Source organism: Bacillus sp. PK3_68 (genome assembly GCF_003600835.1).
In the GTDB taxonomy this organism is placed as follows: domain Bacteria; phylum Bacillota; class Bacilli; order Bacillales; family Domibacillaceae; genus Pseudobacillus.
In genome coordinates, this window is record NZ_NQYC01000001.1 from 3,925,404 (window position 1) to 3,948,007 (window position 22,604).

Genomic DNA, 22,604 nt, shown 5'->3' on the forward strand with positions numbered 1-22,604 from the left:
CAATAACAGGACTGTCCAGAAAACAGTAAGATAGATGCAGGGATGGACAGTCCTTTGTGTTTTCCAATTTAAGCGACTTCACTTTCCTTTGAGTGGACTTTTTTCATAAAGGCATTCACATCGGCAGGAACTTTCCGATCGAATTTTGAAACGACGTATACTGTTAGGAAGCCAATCGGCACTGTGATAATCCCTGGTACCTTAAATTGTAAAGCCTCAGGAAGAATAGGGGAGCAGAAGATCATAATCATGGAAACAGCCAATCCAACAAGGAGACCAGCAATCGCTCCCTTTTCTGTCATGCCCCTCCACCAGATTCCAAACAAAAAAATCGGTGTAAAAGTGCTAGCTGCTACTGTGAAAGCGAGAGCAACAAGGTGGCCAATAGAGGCTTCCTTTACTAATAGGCCAAGCACCCCATATAAAACGCCAAGAATTAAAATAGCGATTTTTCCAGCTGTTACGCGCTGTTTCTGTGACAGTTCTTTCTTAGAGAAGGAAGCGTATAGATCATGGGCTAAAGCGCCAGAGCTAGCAATAAATAATCCGGAAAGATTAGAAAAAATAGCCGCAAATGCTCCTGCAATTACAAGGCCGAGCAGCCATTTGCCCCCGAGCACTTCTGCAATGGAAGGAACGACCATATTGTCTCCACCGGTGACAAGGTTTTTCATTACTTCAGCATTTAAATTTCCTTCGAGGAAAAGGGCTCGGCCGACAACCCCCAAGTAGACAGCGAATAAAAAAAAGACACTGGCAATTCCAATAGCCATTAAAGCCGATTTACGTGCTGCTTTTGCACTAGGATTTGTATAAAAGCGTAATAAAATGTGAGGAAGTCCGATGGTTCCAAGTGACAGGCCGACAATTAAGGAGACGGTATGCAGAAAATTAGGTGTTAATACTCCAGAAGTTGCCCATGCTTCTCCGTTAGCCACCACCTCTTTTCCATCTTCAGTGAAAGCAGCCGTATTGGCTACTGAGCCGCTGAAGTTTGTAATAGCAGAAAGAATTTTATCATAATGCAAACCGCCATAAATAGCTGCACCGACCATTAAAATGAAGGCACCGAGGCGGATCCAAAGCTCAAGAGCCTGATTTAAAGTAGTTCCTTTCATACCGCCGACCCCGACATACAGGATCATTACAGCACATGTGAAAATAATGCCGAATTCATAGGAAGTGCCAAAGAACATGCTTAAAATCTGTGCTGCACCGAGCAGCTGAGGAGCAGCATAAAAGCCAGAAATAGACAGAACGACGAGCACAGCTACCAACCGGGCACGTTTGCTGTGAAAACGGTAAGCCACAAAATCTGCTACCGTGTAAGCACCGAAACGTCTAAGCGGACCTGCAACAAAAATAGCGAGCAACGTTAAACCAATGGAAAAGCTGAACGTATAAAAAGCCCCGTCATAACCAATGGAGAAGGTCAAACCGGCGAGCCCGAGGAAGGTGGCTGCACTCAAATAGTCCCCTGCTATAGCTGAACCATTTGTAAACCAGCCGAACGAACGCCCACCGACGAAGAATTCGCTGGCATTAGAATTTTTCTTCGATAAATAAGTAATGTAGACAATCGTACCCATTAAGAGGAAGGTGAAAAAATACTTTGGTTCCAATAGTGCTTCCATCATGCGCTATTTCCTCCTTTATTATCTGCCTTTTCCTTCTGTAATTCTGAAGATGTATCATAGCGGGCCAGTCTTTTTTCATAGCGTTTTGTATGAACATAAGCGATCACAAAGGCCATCACCATTCCAACGATAGTAGTCAGAAACCATGTAACAGACATGCCGCCCCAAAATTTGCTGAAGGCGAAATCCTCTGCATACCAGTTAATGACCGGTATAAAAAAATAAAAGCATAGTAAGCCGTTGAAAGTCCTATTCCTGTTTGAAGTTCAGATTTCATGATGTGTCGAGTTTCTTTATCAAGCGGCTGAAGGTTGTCTACATCAATGGTTCCCATTGAACGGTCTGTCATCTCATATTCTTTTTTCAAGAGCCATCCCTCCTTACCACTAGTATACTAAGCGAGGAAGTGTAAGCCCTTACAAAATAATGTCTGAATATTATAAAAAATTGCTTGTTTTAGCTAAATGCGGATGTTAAAATATGGGAGGAAAGGAGGTAGCGAATGAAATACACGGTTTGTCTGAAGAATGTTAAACCAACATCTTATGCCTTGTTAAAAAAGTGGATTGACGAAAAATACGAACAGCAATTTTTTATTCAGAGCCCATTCTGTAATGATGAAGAAGCCCATATCAAAGTTTGCCAAATAAGTGAATTAAGCGATTGGTTGAAAGTATCCCGTTTAATGAAGCGCCAAAACTGTTTTTACATAGTACTTTTAGATCGAAACTACTATCATACCTCACCATTAGCCCTCAAGCTGCAAGTTCATTCTCTCCTCCTGCATCCTATGAAAAAATCTGCTTTTATCCGCAGCATAGATGATGTGTTAAGGCTGTTGAAAAAAAAGCCGGCTGTGTTTTTTCAGTTGGAAGGAAAGAAAGTGATTCCTGCGTACGATGGAGAGAAGAACGAATCGCTGGAAAATTACGTGCTAAGACAACTCTTGCACCAAAACATTCAACAGGAAAACATAATGATAGATGCTCTGTCCGTTTTTAAAGAGAATACTTTCCCAAATGCCGTTTGTTATGTTGAGGGGTTTTCTCATCTAGATTGTACTCCCGCTGATGAAAACCTCTCAGCTCAGCTGATTTGCTCGTATTTTAACAAAGCGTTCGCAGGCAGAGTCTCTCGCCTGTATTTCATTCCTTTTCGTAAATCTATGCTTGTTTTGTTTCGACAGCCGGAAAGTGTTTGTTCTTTGAAGGACTGGGATGAAGGAAGGATAATATTTGAGAAGATTATAAAGAATCTGCTGATACAGCACCGAATTCAAATCTATATAGGGGTCGGTTCTCTATATAATGATCCTCATCTTCTCCATCATTCCTTTAAAGAAGCAGAACTTGCGAGAAGCCTGCCGCCCTTTCGCGAAGTTTCCCTCCGCTATTACGAAGAGATATCTACAGAGGAGGATATCAAAAAAAGCACACAATTCATTCATAATCGTTTTGGAGAAGAGATGACGGCAAGAGATGTAGCGAAGCATGTCAATTTGAGCTATTCCCACTTTATTCGGCTATTTAAAAAAGAAACAGGTAATACTTTTTCAGAGTACGTTACCTTCGTGAGACTAAGAAATGGAGTGCGAATGCTGAGGCAAACCAATTATACAATAGAAGAGATTGCTGATTTAACCGGCTTTAATACCCCTAATTATTTTAGTTCAACTTTTAAGAAGTTTGTTGGAGCTACTCCAAGAGAATTTAGAATGACGAAGGAGATTGTTTTCGTTTAAAACCAACCAGTCGGTTTATGATTTGTTGTTTAATAGAGCCTTCTAGCGGGTATTTTAGCAGTACGATAAGATTTTATGGTTGGAAGCCATCGTTAATAAAAACGATGGCTTTTTAGTGTCTTATCATCAAGCATGATTACTCACCCGATTCTGATTTTCAAAATAACTAATTGTAATTTTCAGACTTTTGTGTTAATCTTTTTTTAGATATTTAAGAAACGCTGTTGCGTAATAAGAAACAAAGGGCGGGATGAAAATGAATTATGTAAAAGCAGGGACTTTACAAGTTGATCAGCAATTGCTTCAGTTTATTAATAATGAGGTATTGCCGGGAACAGACATAGAAAAGGAGCAATTCTGGGACGGATTTAGCGCCATTGTCGCTGAATTAACACCCAAAAATCGTCAACTGTTAAAAAAACGCGATGAACTTCAGGAAAAAATTGATAAATGGCACAGGGAAAATTTATTTGATTTTAATCAATACAAATCCTTTTTACAAGAAATTGGTTACATAGAGCCGGAGGGAGAAGATTTTGAAGTATCGACAGAAAATGTGGATGAAGAAATTGCCTTGCAGGCTGGTCCTCAGCTCGTTGTACCGGTGAATAACGCCCGCTATGCAATCAACGCGGCTAATGCCCGATGGGGAAGCTTATACGATGCGCTCTATGGAACAGACGCTATTCCCGAGACAGACGGCGCTGAGAAAACCGGGGGTTACAATCCTATACGGGGAGAAAGAGTGATCGCTTTTGCACGGGATTTTCTTGATCAGGCGGTGCCGCTTGAAAAAGGTTCCCACAAAGAGAGTGTAAAATACGCCATTGAAGGTGGAGAATTAATCGTTACACTAGAGAGCGGCGGACAAACGAGGTTAAAACACAAAGAACAGCTGCAAGGCTTTTGTGGAGAAGCGGGAGCTCCTTCTGCTGTCCTTCTGAAAAATAACGGTATCCATTTGGAAATCCAAATCGACAAAAATGATCCAATTGGAAGAACGGATGCAGCGGGAGTGAAAGACGTACTAATGGAGGCTGCGCTTTCAACCATTATGGATTGTGAAGATTCGGTGACTGCTGTGGATGCGGAAGATAAAGTGCTTGTTTACCGCAATTGGCTTGGATTAATCAAAGGGAATTTGAGTGCTTCATTCAAGAAAAACGGAAAAACCATCACCCGCCGGATGAATGAGGACCGCTGCTATACAGCATTGGACGGAAGTACGTTAAAATTGCCTGGCCGCTCCTTGATGTTCGTTCGCAACGTCGGTCATCTAATGACCATCAATGCCGTTCTGGATGAAAATGGAGAGGAGGTATTTGAAGGCATTTTGGACGGGGTCGTTACAAGTGCTATTGCTAAGCATTCGATTTCTGGCGGTTCAAAGCTTGCCAATTCGCGCCAAGGGTCGATTTATATAGTCAAGCCAAAAATGCATGGATCGGAGGAAGTAGCGTTTGCTTGTGAATTGTTCGACCGGATCGAGAATTTATTGGGCTTACAACGAAATACATTAAAAATTGGTGTAATGGACGAAGAACGCCGGACGTCTCTTAATCTGAAAAACTGCATTCGGGCCTCTAAAGAGCGGATTGCTTTCATTAACACAGGCTTCCTTGACAGAACTGGAGACGAGATACACACGTCTATGGAAGCAGGACCTGTTATTCGCAAAGGGGATATAAAATCCTCTGTCTGGCTGACGGCTTATGAAAAGTCAAATGTTGCTGCCGGACTGGAAACAGGTTTGCAGGGGCATGCTCAAATAGGTAAAGGAATGTGGGCAATGCCGGATATGATGGCAGCTATGCTGGAGCAGAAAATTGGCCATGTCAAAGCGGGAGCTAATACGGCATGGGTGCCATCACCGACTGCTGCTGTTCTTCATGCTCTTCATTATCACCAGGTAAATGTCCAGCAGGTACAAAATGAAGTGAAACAAAATAAACAAGAGTACACAGACGAGATTTTGCAAATCCCGCTCGAAAAGAAGGCAAGCTGGAGTAAGGAAGAGATTCAGCGGGAGATGGATAACAATGCACAAGGCATCCTCGGCTATGTTGTCCGCTGGGTAGAGCAAGGCGTTGGCTGTTCAAAAGTGCCAGATATTAGCAATGTTGGCCTAATGGAAGATCGGGCGACCCTTCGCATTTCCAGCCAGCACATTGCTAATTGGCTGCGCCATGGCATCTGTACGGAAGAGCAGGTGATGGAAACGATGAAGCGGATGGCAAAAGTAGTGGATGAACAGAATGCAGGAGATGAGGAATATCGTCCAATGGCACCGGATTACGAAGAGTCGGTGGCATTCCAGGCTGCATGTGAACTTGTATTTAAAGGATGTGAACAGCCGAATGGATACACAGAGCCCATTCTGCATAAACGGCGTCTTGAGGCAAAAGAGAAATACAGTGTTACTCAATAAAGTCTGTAGGGTTTATTATTTTTTTCTAATAAGAGATAATACAAAGAGGCTGGCCGATTGGAGGCTAGCCTCTTCGGCGATAAATAAAATTATTTATTTTCATTGAAAGGGGCCTGTCAATTGGAAAGGGATAATATGGTGAAGTCAGTTGCACGGGCGCTTGATATTATCAAACTTGTAGGCGATTCCAGACAAGGGCTCGGTGTAACAGAGATTTCCAGACAAATGGATATCAACAAAAGTTCAGTGTTTCGTATATTGGCTACGTTGAGTCAGTACGGTTATATTGAACAGAATGAGACCACAGGAAAATACCGGATCGGTTATATGTTTCTTGATATTAGCTCCAAATTGCTCGACTCTCTTGACGTCCGGACTGAAGCGCAGCCTGTACTGAAAGAACTTGAGTATGAAACAAATGAAGTCGTTCATCTTGTTGTTTATGACCAAGGAGAAGTAGTATATATTGAAAAGCTTGATGGCAACGAAACGTTGCGCATGCATTCAAAGGTCGGAAAACGAGCGCCTGTTCATTGCACGTCAGTCGGCAAAGCCATTCTTTCTCATTTATCTGCGGCAGATGTGCTCGCTATTATGGAAAGAAAGGGCCTGCCAGCCCATACACCTTCTACCATTGTGGAGAAGGACGCTTTTCTAGAAGAGCTGTCTAAAGTGAAAGAGAACGGCTATGCGCTGGACCTTGAGGAAAATGAGATAGGGATTCGCTGCATAGCTGCTCCTGTATTTGATCATACAGGCAGTGTAGCGGCAGCGGTAAGCATCTCTGGCCCGACGTTGCGAATGACCGATGAAAGAATGCGCTCGTTAAGTAGCCGGATGATTCAAGCAGGACAAGCCATCTCAAAACGGCTTGGTTATAAGGGCCAATAAGTTAAAAACAGGGCATCCGGAAACTTAGATTTCCAGATGCCCTGTTTGCTTTTTTATTAAACAGCTATATTTCAAATCAGCGATCTGCTGCGCCAAGCTCTTTTGCCGGTTTAACACGTTTTATAAAGAAAGAGAGAATGAGAGCAATGAGGGCAATATAAACAGATACTGAAAAAGAGAAATTAATGCCGTTAAGCATGGCTTCATTCATAATATGTGTCTTCATCTCAGCCATTTGAGCAGGGTCAGGCTGGGCACCGGCAGTTAAATTTTTCGCTGCGGCATCAGCCAATTTTTCTGCTTCCGATTCTGTGCGATTTTGCATCAAAGTGACGAGAAAAGCAGAGCCAACCGCACCTGAAACCTGTTGAAGCGTATTGTTCATCGCTGTACCGTGCGGATTCATGCTTTGAGGCAGCTGGTTTAAGCCGTTTGTCATGACAGGCATCATAACCATGGACATTCCGAACATGCGCAATGTATATAGCATCATTAAATAGCCATAAGATGTTTCGAGTGTTAAGTCACTGAACAAGTGTGTTGTATAAATCGTAACGATCAAACCAATAACAGACAGAATACGGGCGCCGAATTTGTCAAACAGCTTGCCGGTAATCGGTGACATAACACCCATAACAAGTGCCCCAGGCAACATTAATAGTCCCGAATGAAGCGGAGAAATGCCACGTAAAGATTGCACATAGATAGGCATTAACAACATAGCAGAAAACATGGCCATAGCTAAGACCACCGATATAGCCGAAGAAAGTGCGAACATCGGATAGCGATAGATTCGAAATTCTAAAAGCGGTTCATCCAAGCGAAGCTGGCGGATAATAAATAACAATAGGCTAATGAAGCCCACAGCAATCGGGATATATACATATACGGAGTCCCAGCCTTTTTCTCCTGCAGAGCTGAAACCGTACAGCAGGCCGCCAAAACCGATGCTTGATAAAATGAGTGAAAGAATATCAAGTTTGATATCACGCTGCGGTGTAATGTTTTTCAATTTAAAGATAGCAAGCAAAAGTGTAATGGCTGCGATCGGAAGAACGACATCAAATAATGTGCGCCATGAATAATGCTCAATAAGCCAACCGGATAATGTAGGTCCGATGGCCGGCGCGGTAATCATGACGAGGCCAAACAGTCCCATTGCAGCGCCGCGGCGCTCGACCGGAAAACTAAAAAGCATCACATTCATTAAAAGCGGCATCATGATAGCAGAGCCAGCTGCTTGGATCATTCGGGCAGCAAGAAGTATGCTGAGCGACGGAGAGAAAGCGGCGAGCAATGTTCCGGCTGTAAACAGGCTCATGGCCAAAATAAACAGTTTTCTATTTGTAAACTTCTGAATAAAAAAAGCACTGGCGGGAATTAACACACCGTTAATTAGCATATAACCGGTTGTCAGCCATTGTACAGCTGATGCAGATGCATCGAATTCCTTCATGATAGATGGAAGAGCTACATTTAAAAGAGTTTCATTTAAAATAGAAACAAAGGCCCCGATAAATAAAATCGCAATCATGCCATAAGGCGGCTTTTCTACAGCTCCTTGTGTATTCATATAAATTCCTCCCATACAAGGTGTATAGTTTTTGAACTCTAGTTCTAACAATTTTTAATCATATACCGATGGTATAAAAAAATCAATAAAAAAATATCGTTTTGTTCATAAGTTTGATTCTTATAACAATATGAGCTACGATTAACTTGTACAGGCAGTATAAACAATAACATTCAGGTGATGAAATGAACAATCGTAAACGCCAGGTTATGATGGCAGCGCACTCTCTTTTTGTAGAAAAAGGGTTTGCCGCTACTTCCATTCAAGATATTTTAGATGAAAGCCATATATCTAAGGGAACTTTTTACAATTATTTTTCTTCTAAAAGTGAATTATTAATTAATATTTTCGAGAACATTAAGTCAGAAATAAAAAAGCAGAGAACAGCCGTGCTTGCCGGTCGGCCAGTAGCTGATCGTGAAGGGTTCAGTGATCAGCTGGCTATGACGATGGAGGTTAATAAAAGAAATAATTTGTTTGCCTTGTTTCAAGGGGTATTTGCCTCTGAAGAAGAAGAACTCAAACAGCTTGTCAAGCAGCATTACTTAGAAGAATTGAAGTGGATGCAAGGCCGTATTATTGAGCTTTATGGCGAGCAGGCAAAGCCGTACTCTTTGGATCTTACGCTTGTTTTTTTGGGGACTATTCAACAATTCATTCATTTATCAATGGTTACGGAAAAAGAAACGATAGATCTGAAAAGAATCATTGCTTATGGGCTGCGCCGAATGGATACGGCGGTAGAAGATGTGCAAAGAAATAAAGATATTCTCCTTGGGGCGCGATTTCTTGAAAAATGGTTTCCTGAATCTACGTTATCCAAGGAAAAGAAGAAAAGTGCCATTATGCAAGAAATCAGCTCTTTGCAAAAAGAAGCCAGTCCTAATCAAAGTGAGCTTCTGACTTTTTTGCAGAATGAAATAAGTAGCACAGAGCCTCGCATTGCTATTATAGAAGCTGTGGTCCGGGCAATTGATGACAGGGAAGAACTGGACGATCTGATTGCTCAATATTTAAAAAGCTAAATGTCTAGCGTGAGTAACTTTCTATATTAAAATAAAGCAAAGGAAGGGAATGTATCATGCGCAGCATACTTGACTCATGGAAGGTAAAGTTTAATGAGAGAGGATTTCCTCATATTCAGCAGGCTTTTGTTCTGCCGCCGGAGAAAATGCATGAATTAGATCCGTTTATCATGCTGGCCGAAGATTGGTTTAAACGAGGAACGTTTGCTGACCATCCCCATAAAGGCTTTCAAACTGTGACATATGTAATGGATGGCCGACTTGAACATATAGATAATAAAGGTGGAAGAGGCATTCTTGGGCCAGGTGATGTACAATATATGAACGCAGGCGCTGGAGCTCGGCATGCTGAAGAAGCAGTAGATGATGACATTGTTCACTCCCTTCAGCTATGGCTCAACTTACCGGCTAAGCTGAAAAACTCCACTCCTTTTTACCAGGACATTTACGCAGAGGATGTTCCCGTAAAAAAAGTAGGTTCTGCAATGGTGCGTGTGTTTGCCGGTGAAGGAGGACCGATGAAGCCGCTCGTTCCTTTTTCGATGGCTGAAATTTTGCTTCCGGCAAAGGAGACATACATTCACGAATTGCCGATCGATGACACTGCCTTTATATACGTTCTTGCCGGACGGGCAGCATTTGGTGAAACCAGCGTCATTCTTGAGCAAGGATATGCTGCTACTTTAACAAAAGGTTCGTCCTTCCGTATGGAGTCAGCAGAACGCACAAAAGTGCTCATTTATTCTGGCCAGGCGCAAGGAGATCCTATCGTATCCTATGGGCCGTTTGTGATGAATTCCCGTGAGGAAATTCGTCAGGCTCTTCAAGATTTTCAGGAAGGAAAGTTTGGGCCTGAGGCGAAATAAAGAGGCTTGTTGATAGAGGTAATAAGTAAGCCATTATAAAAGGAAGAACCGAAAGAACGCAGTAAAAAAGTGAGTTCGGTTTTTGGGTGTACTGTAAACAGTGGAGGGGACAGAAGAAAATTAATAAATGGTATAGATTTTCATAAGGCAATGTTAATGATAGTTGATATATTCATGGAGAGCCTTATAATAAGAGGGGATCTAAAGAGGAAAGGCCTTACCGTTGCAGGGGAAAGAACAGCCCATCATACTGTGGACCTAAAATCTTTCATTAGGGAAGATTCAGAAACACTGAAATGTAAGCGTTCAACCATTAAGCAGCAGTTAGATGAGCCACACTTTCAATAAAAAACATCGTGACAAGTAAAAGAATGACCGTATTATGGGCTGTTATCAGTATAAGGAAATAACAAAAAAGAGAAGCACCTCGGTGCTTCTCTTTTTTATGCACTTTCTTAGACAAATACCATTTCTTCTTTTCAGCTTCTGCCTATATAGTGGCTCACGAATGTTTTGCCGGGTTGAGCGTATAGAGTTAAAAAACAACTTCGGCCGGCTCTACTTGAATCGCCGAAAGCTGGTACGTTTTAGTGCGTAAGGAATCAATATCAATATGTTTACGGGCAATACCTGAACTGATGGCAGCTTGTGCCACAGCGGCAGCCACTTCAGGAGCGACACGTGCATCAAAAGGAGAAGGAATAATATAATCTGCTGACAGTTCTTGTTCGGAAACAAGAGAAGCAATAGCGTAGGCAGCAGCTGCTTTCATCTCTTCATTGATGTCTGAGGCTCTCGTATCAAGCGCCCCTCTGAAAATCCCTGGAAAAGCAAGAACGTTGTTTACCTGGTTAGGGAAATCTGATCGGCCTGTACCGATCACCGCTACACCGGCTGCTTTTGCTTCAGCAGGAGTAATTTCTGGATTAGGATTAGCCATCGCAAAAACAATTGGATCTCTTTCCATCGTACGAACCATTTCAGGTGTTAATACCCCAGGAGCAGAGACACCGATAAAAACATCACTATTTTTCACGATCTCTTCTAACGGTCCTTCTGCCTTTTTGGCATTTGTAAAGGAGGCGACATCCTCTTTGATCGGATTCATTCCGCATGGGCGGCCTTGATAAATAGCTCCTTTTGTATCGCACATGATGATTTCTTTTACACCGAAATTATTTAGAAGCTTTGCAATGGCGATGCCAGCTGCACCTGCCCCATTAATAACAATTTTTATTTCATCGAAAGTCTTATTCACAAGTTTAAGGGCGTTAATCAAACCAGCCAGTGTGACGATCGCTGTACCATGCTGGTCATCGTGAAAAACAGGAATGTCCAGTTCTGCCTTTAAGCGCTGTTCGATAAAAAAGCAGTGGGGTGCTTTTATATCTTCCAGATTAATTCCTCCAAAAGATGAAGTGAGTAACTTAACAGTTTTAATGACTTCTTCGGGATCTTTCGTATCAAGGCAGAGAGGAAAAGCATCCACACCGGCAAAGTTTTTCAGCAGAATCGCTTTGCCTTCCATAACCGGCAAAGAGGCGTCTGCTCCAATATCTCCAAGCCCTAATACGGAAGTGCCGTCAGAAATGACAGCTACAGTATTCGCTTTCATTGTATAATCATAAATCTTTTCGCTGTTTGCTTGAATGGCGAGACAAGGCTCGGCGACTCCAGGAGAGTAAACCAGGCTTAAATCTTTTAAATTTTTAACATTTAATTTAGCCTTTGTTTCTAGCTTTCCTTGGTGGCTTCGGTGAATTTCCAGTGCTTCTTGTTTTAAGTTTTTCATAATCTCCTCTTCTCCTTAATTAATCACGCTCATGCTACAGTTACGCTACGAAGTAATGTTTTTAATTCTATAACATCCTAAAAAGATAATCAACAGAAGAATCAGAAAATTTAATTAACTAAAAGAAAAAATTTTTAGTAAACAATTGACTTTCCAAGCATAAAGTATATAATACAAATAAATCCGATTAGATAAATATGATTAATAAAAAAGATGGTGATTACATGTTTTTACACATAGATCATGTCAATAAACAGTTTACGAATAATAAAGTTACAAATGATGTATTAGTTGATGTGAGCGCTGTAATAAATGAGGGTGAATTTGTTTCGATACTTGGGCCTTCCGGCTGCGGAAAATCAACATTATTATCTATGGTCGCAGGATTAAGTGAAGCTTCATCCGGTGAAATTAAGCTCGAGGGAAAAACAATCAAAAAACCTGGAAAAGACAGAGGCATGGTGTTCCAGCAGGCAGCTTTATTTCCTTGGCTGAATGTTGAGGAAAATGTCATGTTCCCTCTTAAAAAAGAAATGAATAAAAAAGAAGCGAAAGAAACAGCTCGCCAGTTTTTGCAAATGGTCCAACTTTCCCATTATGCTGGTCATTATCCACATGAACTGTCGGGAGGAATGCAGCAGCGGGTAGCGATTGCCCGGGCACTTGCCATGAATCCAAAAGTATTGCTTATGGATGAGCCGTTTGGTGCATTGGATGAACAGACAAGGGCACGCATGCATGCAGAGCTTGAAAAGATTTGGACAGAAACACAAAAAACAATTCTATTTGTTACCCATAGCATCTCTGAATCTATTAAGCTATCTGACCGCATTATTGTTATGGGAACACAGCCGGGGACGATCATTGCTGACATTCCAGTGGATATACCAAGGCCACGGAAATTTGATCAGAAAGAAGTTATCCAGCTTGAAAAGCAAATTAGCCTGTTGTTGAAAAATGAAATCGATAAAGTAGTAAAAGAGGAACTGGCCTATGCAGCGAGTCATTAAACAGCTTGTTTTTTTTATTGTATTGTTTATTGCCTGGGAAGGAATTGTGCGAGCTGGCGGCTGGACACCGGATGTAATGCCGAAGCCGACGGATGTTTGGCAGGCACTTGTCCGCGGCTTTGAAGATAAAACTTTGATTTTTGACTTAGTTGCCAGCTTTGAGCGCTTGTTCGTCGGCCTGCTTATTTCTTTAGTACTGGGAGTGGGCATCGGTATTTTGCTTGCCAAATCAAAAACTGCTGATGAAACACTCGGTTCACTTATTTTAGCTCTTCAAAGCGTACCGAGTATTGTCTGGCTGCCGCTTGCTATTATGTGGTTTGGATTGAATGAAAAATCCGTTATTTTCATTGTTGTTCTTGGCGGAACGCTCGTTATGACAATTAATATGCGAATGGGAATCAAAAGTGTGGCTCCGCTCTATATTCGGGCTGCACAAACAATGGGCTCAAGAGGAATCGATTTATTCATAAGAGTTATTTTTCCAGCGGCCATCCCTTATGCGGTTACAGGGGTTCGGCTAGCATGGGCGTTTGCATGGCGCGCTCTAATGGCTGCTGAAATTTTGAGCACAGGACCAGGATTAGGATACACACTAAAATATGCTTCTGATTTTGGAGACATGAGCCTGGTTATTGCTGTCATGATTTTGATTGGTATTATCGGAAGCATCGTAGATTATGCGTTTTTCCAAAGAGTAGAGAAAAATGTTATGCGGCGCTGGGGGCTTGAAACAAATTAACATTCTTAGTTAGTGAGGGAGAGAATATGAAAAAGAAGCTTGGTTATTTTGGCTTCATTCTGCTTTTGCTGGCGGGTGTACTGGCCGGCTGCAACTCAGCGGAAGAAGGAAAATCTGGAGAGAAAAAGAAAGTCGTCATTGGATACTTTCCCAACCTTGACCACGTGCCGGCAATGATCGCCCGGGAAAAGGGGTATTACGAGGAAGCGCTTGGTAAGGATGTAGATGTTGAATATAAATCCTTCCCGGATGGCGGGGCATTTATGGTTGCCCTGAAAACAGGAGACGTTCAGGCAGGGCTTGTCGGGCCTGGACCGGTAATGAACAACTTTACTAATGGAGCGGACGTGAAAATTGTCGCCGGCAGTTCTTCAGGTGGCACAGTGATCGTTGCCCGGAAAGGCAGCGGAATTAATTCTGTTAAAGATTTTGCAGGCAAAACATTTATTACTCCAGGTGTTGGCTGTACACATGACGTCCAAATGGAAACATTCGTTAAAGATTTCGGTCTTGAATCAAACCGGATTGGTGGTAGCATGAAGCATACAACAGGCAAGCCAGCCCAATATGCAGGTCTGTTTGAATCAGGCAAAGTAGATCTTGCTGCTGTTCCTGAACCATGGGGTTCCTTGCTTGTTAAAGAAGAGGGAGCCAAGATTATTGTGGATAGTGATGAAATTGCCTTCGGTACGACATTGCCTAACTCCGTACTCGCCACGAGCGGTAAATTAATAAAAGAAGATCCTGAACTTGTGCAAGATATTGTAGATGCTCATAAAAAAGCGATTGATTTTATTAACAATAATCCAGAAGAAGCGAAAAAGTTAACGATTGCAGCGATTAAAAAAGATACAAAACAAGAATTGGCAAAAGATGTGGTTGATAGTGCATGGAAAAGAATTACGTACACAGCTGACGTAAATGAAAAAGTTGTGCAGGAATTTGCTGACTCTTCATATGACTTGAAATTCCTAAAAAAACAGCCTGATTTCACTGCTTTGATTGATAATCAATTTGCCAAAAAATAAAATATTGAAAAAACTCTTGTCATTTCTATCTTTTTACTGTACATTTAAAAAAAGTTAAAATTTCATAGGTTCTTATCAAGAGAAGCGGAGGGACTGGCCCGATGATGCTTCAGCAACCGGCTACGTAAAGTCAAGGTGCTAACTCCAGCGGGTTTCATCCCGGAAGATGAGAGGAAGATAATCAAAAGCCTTCTTCTTAAGAAGGCTTTTTTATTTTTCGCGCATACATAAAGGAGAGAAGAACATGTCACATACACACATTGATACATTGCTAGCACAAATTGGGAATCGCAGCGAAACAGCAACGGGAACAGTGAATGCACCTGTCTATTTTTCAACTGCTTATCGCCATGAGGGAATTGGCCGTTCAACCGGCTATGATTATACACGCACAGGAAATCCAACACGACAAATTGTTGAACAAGCGATTGCTGATTTGGAAGGCGGGGATGCAGGCTTTGCTTTTGCCTCAGGCATGGCGGCCATCCAGACACTTCTTGCATTGGCTGAACCTGGGGATGAGTGGCTCGTCTCTGCTGATCTATATGGAGGCACATATAGGTTATTTGAGAAAGGATGGAAAAAATTCGGCTTATCTTTTGTATATGACAGTTTTCAGGATATCAGCGAAGCGAAAAAGAAAATAACAGAAAAAACAAAAGTGATCTTTTTGGAGACACCGACTAATCCGCTTATGCAGGAAGTAGATATTGAACTAGTGGCAGCATTGGCAAAAGAACATGACTTGTTGTTGATCGTTGACAATACGTTTTACACGCCGCTGTTGCAGCGTCCGCTAACTCAGGGAGCTGATATTGTCATTCATAGTGCAACGAAGTATTTAGGAGGCCATAACGATGTGCTGGCCGGCTTGATCGCAGTAAAAGGAGAGAAGCTGGCGCTTTCAGTGGGAGAGATGCAAAATGCTGCCGGAGCTGTTTTAGCCCCGCTGGATTCCTGGCTGTTAGTACGGGGGATGAAAACGCTGAGCCTGCGTATGAAACAACATGAGCAAAATGCAAAGCAAATTTCAGAATTTCTGCGATGTTGCCCAGAGGTCACTGATGTTTTATATCCGGGACGGGGGGAATGCTCTCTTTTCGGTTAGAATCAGCAAAATGGGTGGACGACTTCTTAAGAAATCTGAAGCTTATTACATTCGCTGAAAGCCTTGGGGGAGTCGAGAGTTTCATTACTTATCCGGCAACGCAGACACATATGGATGTGCCTGAAGAGGTTCGCATTCAAAACGGTGTTTGTAACCGCCTGCTCCGCTTTTCAGTAGGAATTGAACATGCAGACGACTTAATTGCTGACTTGACACAAGCTTTCAAGAACATGAAGGGGTGAAAAATATGAGTGATAATTATTCTTTCCAAACAAAACTATTGCATAACAGCCATAAATTCGATGAAGGAACCGGAGCGGTCAGTGTACCGATTCAGCATGCTTCTACATTCCATCAAAAGGACTTTGATCAATTTGGCAGTTATGATTACAGCCGTTCTGGGAATCCGACGCGAGAAGCGTTAGAAACTGCCATTGCTGAACTTGAGGGCGGCACGCGGGGCTTTGCCTTTTCATCAGGCATGGCAGCCATTTCTACGGCCTTTCTTTTGCTTTCTAAAGGAGACCATATATTAATTACAGAAGATGTATACGGCGGCACGTATCGCATGGTCACAAGTGTCTTGAACCGTTTCGGTATTGAACATACATTTGTGGACATGACGAATCTGCATGAAGTGGCCTCAAACATAAAAGAGAATACGAAATTAATTTATATGGAAACGCCGTCCAATCCATTGCTGAAAGTAACGGATATAAAGGGAATTGTTAAATTGGCTAAAGCAAATAATTGCCTGACATTTGTGGATAACACATTTCTTACACCAGCTTTGCAGCGTCCGCTTGATCTTGGTGTAGATCTTGTTCTGCACAGCGCTACTAAGTTTTTATCGGGACATAGCGATGTACTAGCCGGCCTGGCTGTAACAAAAGACAAAGAACTGGGTGATCGCTTGTATGCTTTGCAGAATTCATTTGGAGCCGTTCTTGGTGTGCAAGATGCCTGGCTTGTGCTGAGAGGCTTGAAAACTCTTCATGTCCGGCTTGAACAGTCTTCTAAATCCGCACAAAAATTAGCTGAGTTTTTACAAAAACATGAGCTTGTAGAAAAAGTTTATTATCCAGGATTATCTGATCATGAGGGACACGTCGTTCATTCTTACCAGTCAACCGGTCCGGGAGCTGTGCTCTCCTTTGAATTAAAAGATGAAGAGGCTGTGCGTAAGTTCGTTAATCAGGTGAAGATTCCCGTGTTTGCTGTCAGCCTCGGAGCAGTAGAGTCAATCTTGTCTTATCCGGCAAAAATGTCTCATGCCGCTATGCCGAGGGAGGAACGGTATAAGAGAGGGATTACAGACGGACTGTTAAGGTTGTCGGTCGGCCTGGAATCTGTGGAGGATTTAATCAGTGACTTTGAAGAAGCCTTGCAAGTTGTGAAATTACCTATTTCTTTGTAAAATAAAAAACGGAAAGCGTTAGCTTTCCGTTTTTTATTAGAATTAAGCACGGCCACGACTCATGCTCTTCATAATAAAGCTTACAACGAATACAAGAATGATCGCACCAATTAAAGCTGGGATTATCGCCATACCGCCGATGTCAGGACCCCAATCTCCAAGAAGTGCACCACCAATCCAAGCGCCGATGATACCAGCAATGATGTTACCAATAATGCCACCTGGAATGTCCTTGCCTAAAATAAGTCCGGCTAACCAGCCGATGATTCCTCCAACGATTAAAAACATTATAAAGCCCATTTTGTTTCCTCCTTACTTTTTTTATGTTCCGTGCTTGCTTTATTTATTCCCGGATTCGTTCATATAAAACATAAAAAGTCAACTAAAAAAGAAAAAAAGTTTCCAAAATTGGTTTATAATTTCACAAAGTGGGAAAAAGCAACAAGCTTATTTCCTATAATCATACAAAGGAGGGGACGATTGCTTTTGCAGGAAGATAGAGTGTGACTCCAATTCTTCTGCTAATTCAAAAATAGCAAGCAATTCATAAAGAAGAGAGATTTCAATGGAAAAAAGTCTGTTCATTTCTTCAGATTCTGCACCTGCTTCCGCTTTAGCATACCAGAACTCTTCTATAATAGGCTGCATACACTCATGTAATGGGCGCTCTAACTGTTTTTTAGATGGATCTTCAATAAAAGAGGCTAGTATCAATACAGACTGACGAATACGTTCTTTTTGCGTGTAATTCCAGAAGAGAGGCTCAGGATCAAGAGTGAGTAAATTTCCAAGATGAAAATGAATTTGCCGCAGTGTCTCTAGTTTTTTTACGTGAAAGTGAACTTTTCGGCGCTCTTCTTGTGTAGAACGGTGATAGCGCCATTCTTCTCGTTGAAAATGACAAAGTGTTTCAGTTTTCTCAAATAAATGTTGGTCTGACTGATAAATGAACTTAAAGCTATCTGCATGTTTCTCTTCTAAAAGAGCATCAACTGTATCGATTAATAACCGTGACGTTTTCGTATGAAGTACATGTAGCTTCTTTGAAATCTCGGCTGAATAATCAGGAGGCATAATAAATAAATTCACCAGTGTCGAAACAATCAGGCCAATGCTTGTGGTGCCAAGACGTGTAAAGAAAGCCTGTGCAAAGTGGGCCTCTGTTACTTCAATCATCGCTATGGCCGATAAGGTAGCAACGAGCAGACCGGCATCAAGTTTAAGTTTTGAGCAAGTAAAGATAGTCAACACGGCTGCCAGTGTAAATGTCAGTGCGCTGTGCCCAAATAAATAGGTAAACAGCATAGCGTAAGCTGCTCCAATGATAGAAGCAGGAAAACGAATAAGTCCTTTTTGAATGGAAGCAGCGACTGTCGGTTCAATTGTAACAATCGCGGTGATGACAGCAAAAACGGGAGGCCAGTTAAGGGCTTCACAAATAATAGCTGTGATAAAAACAGCCGTCCCTGTTTTTATAATACGGCTGCCGGGAAGTCGGAAAATATGCATAAAACCACCTGAATCTTTTCATTTTGTCGTACAACCGAGTATACCATATACCGTAAATGCTTTTGGAGGGAAAAAAGGCGGTATCAAAAGCTGTCTATAAAGGACTGATTGCTCAGATGAACACCATGACCATTGAAGGTTTTCATTCCTTCTAAAAGAAGAAGAAGAGAAGAATAGCAACAAAGTCGAGAACTCTCCAAAGATCATGTATACTTTTTCTCTCTTCATCTTTTCTTGTTAGCCTTGCAAGTGTATAGTTTATAATGGAATGATTAGATAGACAGCAAGAGGGTAACTCATTAAATGGATAAAATGTCTAAGTATATGTATATAGTCTTAAATAAGGGTGGTTCAACGTGAAAATCAGAAAAAGCTATTCAAACGGTGAAGAAATAAAAGTATTTATTTATGAGAATAAAAAAGAGGAAACATTTGTTATCGCTGTTCCTTCTATTGAATGGTCGAATTCTTTTACTTATGAAGAGTCAGGAGAGCAATTGGTAGAGCGACTTACAGCTTCTTTGAATCGCACGTCTTTGGATGAACAGGCGGCTTTGGAAATAGCCCAGCGCATTTATCAATGGACATGCGAAATGTAATGGACGTAAAATACTTTTTCCGTTATATTAATTTCTTGTAGAAAGTGAACAACAGGCGAACGGATTTTATTTTTGAAAGGATTGGCTACCATATGGCTTCATTAAAAGAAGAAGTTCTCTCCAGGAGAACATTTGCAATTATTTCCCATCCAGATGCGGGGAAAACGACATTGACTGAGAAACTGCTGCTGTTTGGAGGCGCAATCCGCGATGCCGGGACAGTAAAAGGAAAGAAAACTGGAAAGTTTGCTACATCAGACTGGATGGAAATCGAAAAGCAACGGGGAATTTCCGTTACCTCTTCCGTTATGCAATTCCATTACCAAGATTGTCATGTGAACATTCTTGATACACCGGGACATGAGGATTTCAGTGAAGATACGTATCGTACGCTTATGGCGGTGGATAGTGCCGTCATGATTATTGATGCGGCTAAAGGGATTGAAGCACAGACAAAGAAACTATTTAAAGTATGTAAAATGAGGGGCATCCCAATTTTTACGTTTATTAATAAATTAGACCGTCAATCGAAACCGCCACTTGAACTGCTGGCAGAGCTTGAAGAGGTGCTCGGTATTGAATCCTATCCGATGAACTGGCCAATCGGCATGGGAAAAGAGTTTTTCGGTATTTACGACCGCTTCAACGAACGGATCGAACAATTTCGTACGGAGAAAGAAGAAGACCGTTTTCTTCCTCTCAATGACGAGGGAGAATTAGCAGTGGACCATGAAATTAAAAAATCTGCTTTATATGATCAAATGCTTGAAGAAGTCATGCTGTTGGAAGAAGCGGGCAATGAATTTTCTAAAGAAAGAATCGCAGAAGGAGAACTGACACCTGTCTTTTTCGGCAGTGCCTTAACTAATTTCGGTGTTCAGACGTTTTTAGAAACATACTTGCAATTTGCTCCTCCTCCTCAGCCGCGTCAGTCCGACCAAGGGGAAATTGATCCTGCCGGCGAACAGTTTTCTGGATTTATCTTTAAAATCCAGGCTAATATGAACCCGGCCCATCGTGATCGAATTGCTTTCTTCCGTATCTGTTCAGGGAAATTTGAGCGGGGGATGAGTGTTACGCTGACAAGAACAGGCAAGACATCAAAAGTGTCACAGTCAACACAGTTTCTAGCAGATGACCGCAGTACCGTGAACGAAGCGGTTAGCGGGGACATTATTGGTTTGTACGATACAGGGAACTATCAGATTGGCGACACACTAGTGGGTGGAAAGCCACTCTTCCAATACGAAAAGCTGCCGCAGTTTGCTCCTGAGCTATTTGTCAAAGTGAGCGCTAAAAATGTAATGAAGCAAAAAAGCTTCCATAAAGGCATTGAACAGCTTGTTCAGGAAGGAGCTATTCAGCTCTATAAAACACTGCATACCGAAAACTATATTCTCGGTGCGGTCGGCCAGCTGCAGTTTGAAGTGTTTGAACATCGGATGAAAGGTGAATACAATTCCGAGGTGATCATGGAGCCGATGGGATCTAAAATTGCCCGCTGGGTGGAAAATGAAGAGGCAGTGAAAGAAAGCCTGTCCAGTTCACGAAGCTTACTCGTGAAAGACCGACAAGGAAAGCTCGTCTTTTTATTTGAGAATGAATTTGCGCTCCGCTGGTTTCAGGATAAAAATGAACAAATTAAGCTTTATCATCCACTGGAAGAAGAAACACGTTAATTGCAATAGTTGTATAAAAAATAGTCTGTCCTTAGGACAGACTATTTTTTAAAAAGTTATTATTTTAAAAAAACGATTGACAGTAAAATCATCGTCGTTAATAATGAATAGAGTTACTTCAACGCATAAAAGCGTTCAAGCAAAAAAGTTAGGGACAACATTTGAGGTGGACATAATGTTTAGAATTGAATCAAAGGCAAAGCCTTCTTTGTCGGCTGCACTTATTTTAACGATAATGATCGTAGCATTGATCAGCTTCTCGATCATCAAACTTGAATCTGTGCCGCATATTCCTATTCTGCTTGCTATTTTTGTGTTGCTTACGTATGGTGCTTTTAAAAAAATCCCGTTAAGAGCAATGGAAGAGGGGATGATTGACGGGGCAAAAAGCGGAATGGGTGCTGTTTTTATTTTCTTTCTTATTGGTGTGCTAATTAGCAGTTGGATGTTGTCAGGTACAATTCCTACAATGATCTATACAGCTTTCGACCTTGTTACCCCGCACTTTTTTATAGCATTGTTTTTATTGTGACAGCGATCGTCGGACTAGGCATTGGAAGTTCGTTAACCACTGTTGCTACGATTGGTGTTGCTTTTCTAGGGGTAAGCCAGGCTGTGGATGCTTCAGCCGCCATTACAGCTGGAGCTATTGTATCCGGCGCTTTCTTTGGAGACAAAATGTCCCCGCTTTCAGATACGACGAACCTGGCAGCATCCATTGTCGGTGTGGACTTGTTTACGCACATACGTAATATGTGCTGGACAACCGTTCCCGCTTTTTTTATCACACTTGTTTTATTCGGTGTTATTTCACCGCAAGTGGAACAGACACAATTTCCGAAAGTAGAGGCCATTAAGGTGGCATTAGAAAAAATGGACCTCATTCATTGGTATGCATGGCTGCCGCTCTTGCTGCTTTTCGTCTTATCGGTGAAGAAGGTGTCGCCAATTGTTACACTTGCCCTCAGCTCCGTATTCGGCGTACTGCTATCTTTTTTCCATTCTGGGAAATCTTTTCCTGAAGTATGGGCCATCCTATTTTCTGGCTTTGTGTCAAAGACAGGAAATGCGGATGTGGATGCTTTGCTGACAAGAGGGGGACTTGACAGCATGATGTTTACTGTTTCCCTTGTCTTGCTCTCTTTGGGGTTGGGTGGACTTTTATTTTCGCTTGGCATCGTGCCTCGCTTATTTGAAGCCATTGAGCAGTATTTACGAAAAGTGGGCAGCACAGTGGCAGCCGCCGCTTTTTCTGCGATCGGCATTAACTTTATTATTGGTGAGCAATATTTATCGATTCTACTAACAGGAGAAGCTTTTAAACATCAATTCGAGAAAGTCGGATTGGCGCGAAAAAATTTATCGAGAACATTAGAAGATGCCGGCACAGTTATTAATCCACTTGTTCCTTGGGGCGTATGTGGTGTATTTATAACGAAGATGCTTGGCGTGGCGACTATCGATTATGCACCATTTGCTTTTTTCTGTCTATTGAGTCCAGTGCTTACTATTTTGTATGGGATGACTGGGTGGACATTAACAAAAAAGTAGTCGCATAA

Annotated in this window: 20 protein-coding genes, 1 pseudogene and 1 riboswitch; of the genes and pseudogenes, 14 read left to right on the forward strand and 7 right to left on the reverse strand. The window is 41.9% G+C overall.

From position 1 onward, the window contains the following. Window positions 1–68: 68 nt before the first annotated feature. From CJ483_RS19710 to CJ483_RS25200, 3 genes are read right to left on the reverse strand one after another with little or no spacing between them, the layout of a single operon-like run. The gene (locus tag CJ483_RS19710; protein WP_120036867.1) at window positions 69–1,637 is read right to left on the reverse strand and encodes a sodium/solute symporter; all 1,569 of its coding nucleotides are present in this window, start codon (window positions 1,635–1,637) and stop codon (window positions 69–71) included. Next, on the reverse strand, window positions 1,634–1,795 hold the full coding sequence (locus CJ483_RS25195) for a hypothetical protein (protein ID WP_259455727.1): 162 nt from the start codon (window positions 1,793–1,795) through the stop codon (window positions 1,634–1,636). Before CJ483_RS25195 ends, CJ483_RS19710 begins: the two co-directional genes overlap by 4 nt. After that, on the reverse strand, window positions 1,774–2,004 hold the full coding sequence (locus CJ483_RS25200; protein ID WP_259455728.1) for a hypothetical protein: 231 nt from the start codon (window positions 2,002–2,004) through the stop codon (window positions 1,774–1,776). Before CJ483_RS25200 ends, CJ483_RS25195 begins: the two co-directional genes overlap by 22 nt. Window positions 2,005–2,139: 135 nt before the next feature. Between CJ483_RS25200 and CJ483_RS19720 the strand changes: the two genes are divergently transcribed. The 3 genes from CJ483_RS19720 (at window position 2,140) to CJ483_RS19730 (ending at window position 6,697) form a co-directional block, all read left to right on the forward strand. Next, window positions 2,140–3,378 (forward strand): helix-turn-helix domain-containing protein, encoded by a 1,239-nt coding sequence (locus tag CJ483_RS19720; protein ID WP_120036869.1) that lies wholly within the window; start codon window positions 2,140–2,142, stop codon window positions 3,376–3,378. 250 nt (window positions 3,379–3,628) lie between these two features. After that, entirely contained in the window at window positions 3,629–5,806 is a 2,178-nt protein-coding gene (locus tag CJ483_RS19725; protein ID WP_120036870.1) for a malate synthase G, read from the forward strand. A 120-nt stretch (window positions 5,807–5,926) separates the two neighbouring features. After that, the gene (locus CJ483_RS19730) at window positions 5,927–6,697 is read left to right on the forward strand and encodes an IclR family transcriptional regulator (protein WP_120036872.1); all 771 of its coding nucleotides are present in this window, start codon (window positions 5,927–5,929) and stop codon (window positions 6,695–6,697) included. Between the two features lie 76 nt (window positions 6,698–6,773). On the opposite strand, the gene CJ483_RS19735 is transcribed toward CJ483_RS19730, so the two are convergent. Then, complete coding sequence (locus CJ483_RS19735) at window positions 6,774–8,270, reverse strand: DHA2 family efflux MFS transporter permease subunit (protein WP_120036874.1); 1,497 nt, start codon at window positions 8,268–8,270, stop codon at window positions 6,774–6,776. Between the two features lie 185 nt (window positions 8,271–8,455). Between CJ483_RS19735 and CJ483_RS19740 the strand changes: the two genes are divergently transcribed. Both CJ483_RS19740 and CJ483_RS19745 read left to right on the forward strand, forming a co-directional pair. Continuing rightward, on the forward strand, window positions 8,456–9,295 hold the full coding sequence (locus tag CJ483_RS19740) for a TetR/AcrR family transcriptional regulator (RefSeq protein ID WP_120036876.1): 840 nt from the start codon (window positions 8,456–8,458) through the stop codon (window positions 9,293–9,295). A 56-nt stretch (window positions 9,296–9,351) separates the two neighbouring features. Next, window positions 9,352–10,161 carry a pirin family protein gene (locus CJ483_RS19745; RefSeq protein ID WP_120036878.1) on the forward strand — a complete coding sequence of 270 codons (810 nt, stop codon included), beginning with the start codon at window positions 9,352–9,354 and terminating at the stop codon, window positions 10,159–10,161. 535 nt (window positions 10,162–10,696) lie between these two features. Here the strand turns inward: CJ483_RS19745 and CJ483_RS19755 are convergent. Further along, the gene (locus CJ483_RS19755) at window positions 10,697–11,953 is read right to left on the reverse strand and encodes an NAD(P)-dependent malic enzyme (protein WP_120036881.1); all 1,257 of its coding nucleotides are present in this window, start codon (window positions 11,951–11,953) and stop codon (window positions 10,697–10,699) included. 224 nt (window positions 11,954–12,177) lie between these two features. Between CJ483_RS19755 and CJ483_RS19760 the strand changes: the two genes are divergently transcribed. From CJ483_RS19760 to metC, 5 genes and pseudogenes are all read left to right on the forward strand, one after another. After that, window positions 12,178–12,963, forward strand: coding sequence for an ABC transporter ATP-binding protein (locus tag CJ483_RS19760; protein ID WP_120036883.1), 786 nt, complete (start codon window positions 12,178–12,180; stop codon window positions 12,961–12,963). After that, entirely contained in the window at window positions 12,947–13,705 is a 759-nt protein-coding gene (locus tag CJ483_RS19765; protein ID WP_120036885.1) for an ABC transporter permease, read from the forward strand. The genes CJ483_RS19760 and CJ483_RS19765 overlap by 17 nt, the downstream gene beginning before the upstream one ends. Window positions 13,706–13,731: 26 nt before the next feature. Beyond that, window positions 13,732–14,733, forward strand: coding sequence for an aliphatic sulfonate ABC transporter substrate-binding protein (locus CJ483_RS19770; RefSeq protein WP_120036887.1), 1,002 nt, complete (start codon window positions 13,732–13,734; stop codon window positions 14,731–14,733). A gap of 69 nt (window positions 14,734–14,802) precedes the next feature. Further along, window positions 14,803–14,906, forward strand: a riboswitch (SAM riboswitch). Window positions 14,907–14,977: 71 nt separating this feature from the next. Then, window positions 14,978–16,083 (forward strand): annotated as a pseudogene (locus CJ483_RS19775) (methionine biosynthesis PLP-dependent protein). A 5-nt stretch (window positions 16,084–16,088) separates the two neighbouring features. Beyond that, a complete protein-coding gene (metC, locus tag CJ483_RS19780) occupies window positions 16,089–17,258 on the forward strand; it encodes a cystathionine beta-lyase (protein WP_120036889.1) in 1,170 nt (389 codons plus the stop codon). Between the two features lie 42 nt (window positions 17,259–17,300). Here the strand turns inward: metC and CJ483_RS19785 are convergent, their stop codons facing one another. Further along, window positions 17,301–17,558 (reverse strand): GlsB/YeaQ/YmgE family stress response membrane protein, encoded by a 258-nt coding sequence (locus CJ483_RS19785; RefSeq protein ID WP_120036891.1) that lies wholly within the window; start codon window positions 17,556–17,558, stop codon window positions 17,301–17,303. A 147-nt stretch (window positions 17,559–17,705) separates the two neighbouring features. Beyond that, on the reverse strand, window positions 17,706–18,767 hold the full coding sequence (locus CJ483_RS19790) for an FUSC family protein (RefSeq protein WP_120036893.1): 1,062 nt from the start codon (window positions 18,765–18,767) through the stop codon (window positions 17,706–17,708). Between the two features lie 356 nt (window positions 18,768–19,123). On the opposite strand from CJ483_RS19790, the gene CJ483_RS19795 reads away from it, so the two are divergent. The 4 genes from CJ483_RS19795 to CJ483_RS19805 all read left to right on the forward strand — a co-directional run bounded on the left by CJ483_RS19795 (window position 19,124) and on the right by CJ483_RS19805 (window position 22,596). Continuing rightward, entirely contained in the window at window positions 19,124–19,366 is a 243-nt protein-coding gene (locus CJ483_RS19795; RefSeq protein ID WP_120036895.1) for a YueH family protein, read from the forward strand. 92 nt (window positions 19,367–19,458) lie between these two features. Beyond that, window positions 19,459–21,045 carry a peptide chain release factor 3 gene (locus CJ483_RS19800; RefSeq protein WP_120036897.1) on the forward strand — a complete coding sequence of 529 codons (1,587 nt, stop codon included), beginning with the start codon at window positions 19,459–19,461 and terminating at the stop codon, window positions 21,043–21,045. A 175-nt stretch (window positions 21,046–21,220) separates the two neighbouring features. Next, a complete protein-coding gene (locus CJ483_RS25545; protein WP_342754393.1) occupies window positions 21,221–21,577 on the forward strand; it encodes a hypothetical protein in 357 nt (118 codons plus the stop codon). Next, entirely contained in the window at window positions 21,574–22,596 is a 1,023-nt protein-coding gene (locus CJ483_RS19805; RefSeq protein ID WP_342754394.1) for a Na+/H+ antiporter NhaC family protein, read from the forward strand. The genes CJ483_RS25545 and CJ483_RS19805 overlap by 4 nt, the downstream gene beginning before the upstream one ends. Window positions 22,597–22,604: the final 8 nt, after the last annotated feature.

Bases quoted from the DNA above. Each gene is read 5' to 3' on its own strand.
- CJ483_RS19710 (WP_120036867.1), bottom strand. From the start codon at position 1,637: ATGATGGAAGCACTATTGGAACCAAAGTATTTTTTCACCTTCCTCTTA.
- CJ483_RS25195 (WP_259455727.1), bottom strand. From the start codon at position 1,795: ATGTCTGTTACATGGTTTCTGACTACTATCGTTGGAATGGTGATGGCC.
- CJ483_RS19720 (WP_120036869.1), top strand. From the start codon at position 2,140: ATGAAATACACGGTTTGTCTGAAGAATGTTAAACCAACATCTTATGCC.
- CJ483_RS19725 (WP_120036870.1), top strand. From the start codon at position 3,629: ATGAAAATGAATTATGTAAAAGCAGGGACTTTACAAGTTGATCAGCAA.
- CJ483_RS19735 (WP_120036874.1), bottom strand. From the start codon at position 8,270: ATGAATACACAAGGAGCTGTAGAAAAGCCGCCTTATGGCATGATTGCG.
- CJ483_RS19740 (WP_120036876.1), top strand. From the start codon at position 8,456: ATGAACAATCGTAAACGCCAGGTTATGATGGCAGCGCACTCTCTTTTT.
- CJ483_RS19745 (WP_120036878.1), top strand. From the start codon at position 9,352: ATGCGCAGCATACTTGACTCATGGAAGGTAAAGTTTAATGAGAGAGGA.
- CJ483_RS19755 (WP_120036881.1), bottom strand. From the start codon at position 11,953: ATGAAAAACTTAAAACAAGAAGCACTGGAAATTCACCGAAGCCACCAA.
- CJ483_RS19760 (WP_120036883.1), top strand. From the start codon at position 12,178: ATGTTTTTACACATAGATCATGTCAATAAACAGTTTACGAATAATAAA.
- CJ483_RS19765 (WP_120036885.1), top strand. From the start codon at position 12,947: ATGCAGCGAGTCATTAAACAGCTTGTTTTTTTTATTGTATTGTTTATT.
- CJ483_RS19770 (WP_120036887.1), top strand. From the start codon at position 13,732: ATGAAAAAGAAGCTTGGTTATTTTGGCTTCATTCTGCTTTTGCTGGCG.
- metC (WP_120036889.1), top strand. From the start codon at position 16,089: ATGAGTGATAATTATTCTTTCCAAACAAAACTATTGCATAACAGCCAT.
- CJ483_RS19785 (WP_120036891.1), bottom strand. From the start codon at position 17,558: ATGGGCTTTATAATGTTTTTAATCGTTGGAGGAATCATCGGCTGGTTA.
- CJ483_RS19790 (WP_120036893.1), bottom strand. From the start codon at position 18,767: ATGCATATTTTCCGACTTCCCGGCAGCCGTATTATAAAAACAGGGACG.
- CJ483_RS19800 (WP_120036897.1), top strand. From the start codon at position 19,459: ATGGCTTCATTAAAAGAAGAAGTTCTCTCCAGGAGAACATTTGCAATT.
- CJ483_RS25545 (WP_342754393.1), top strand. From the start codon at position 21,221: ATGTTTAGAATTGAATCAAAGGCAAAGCCTTCTTTGTCGGCTGCACTT.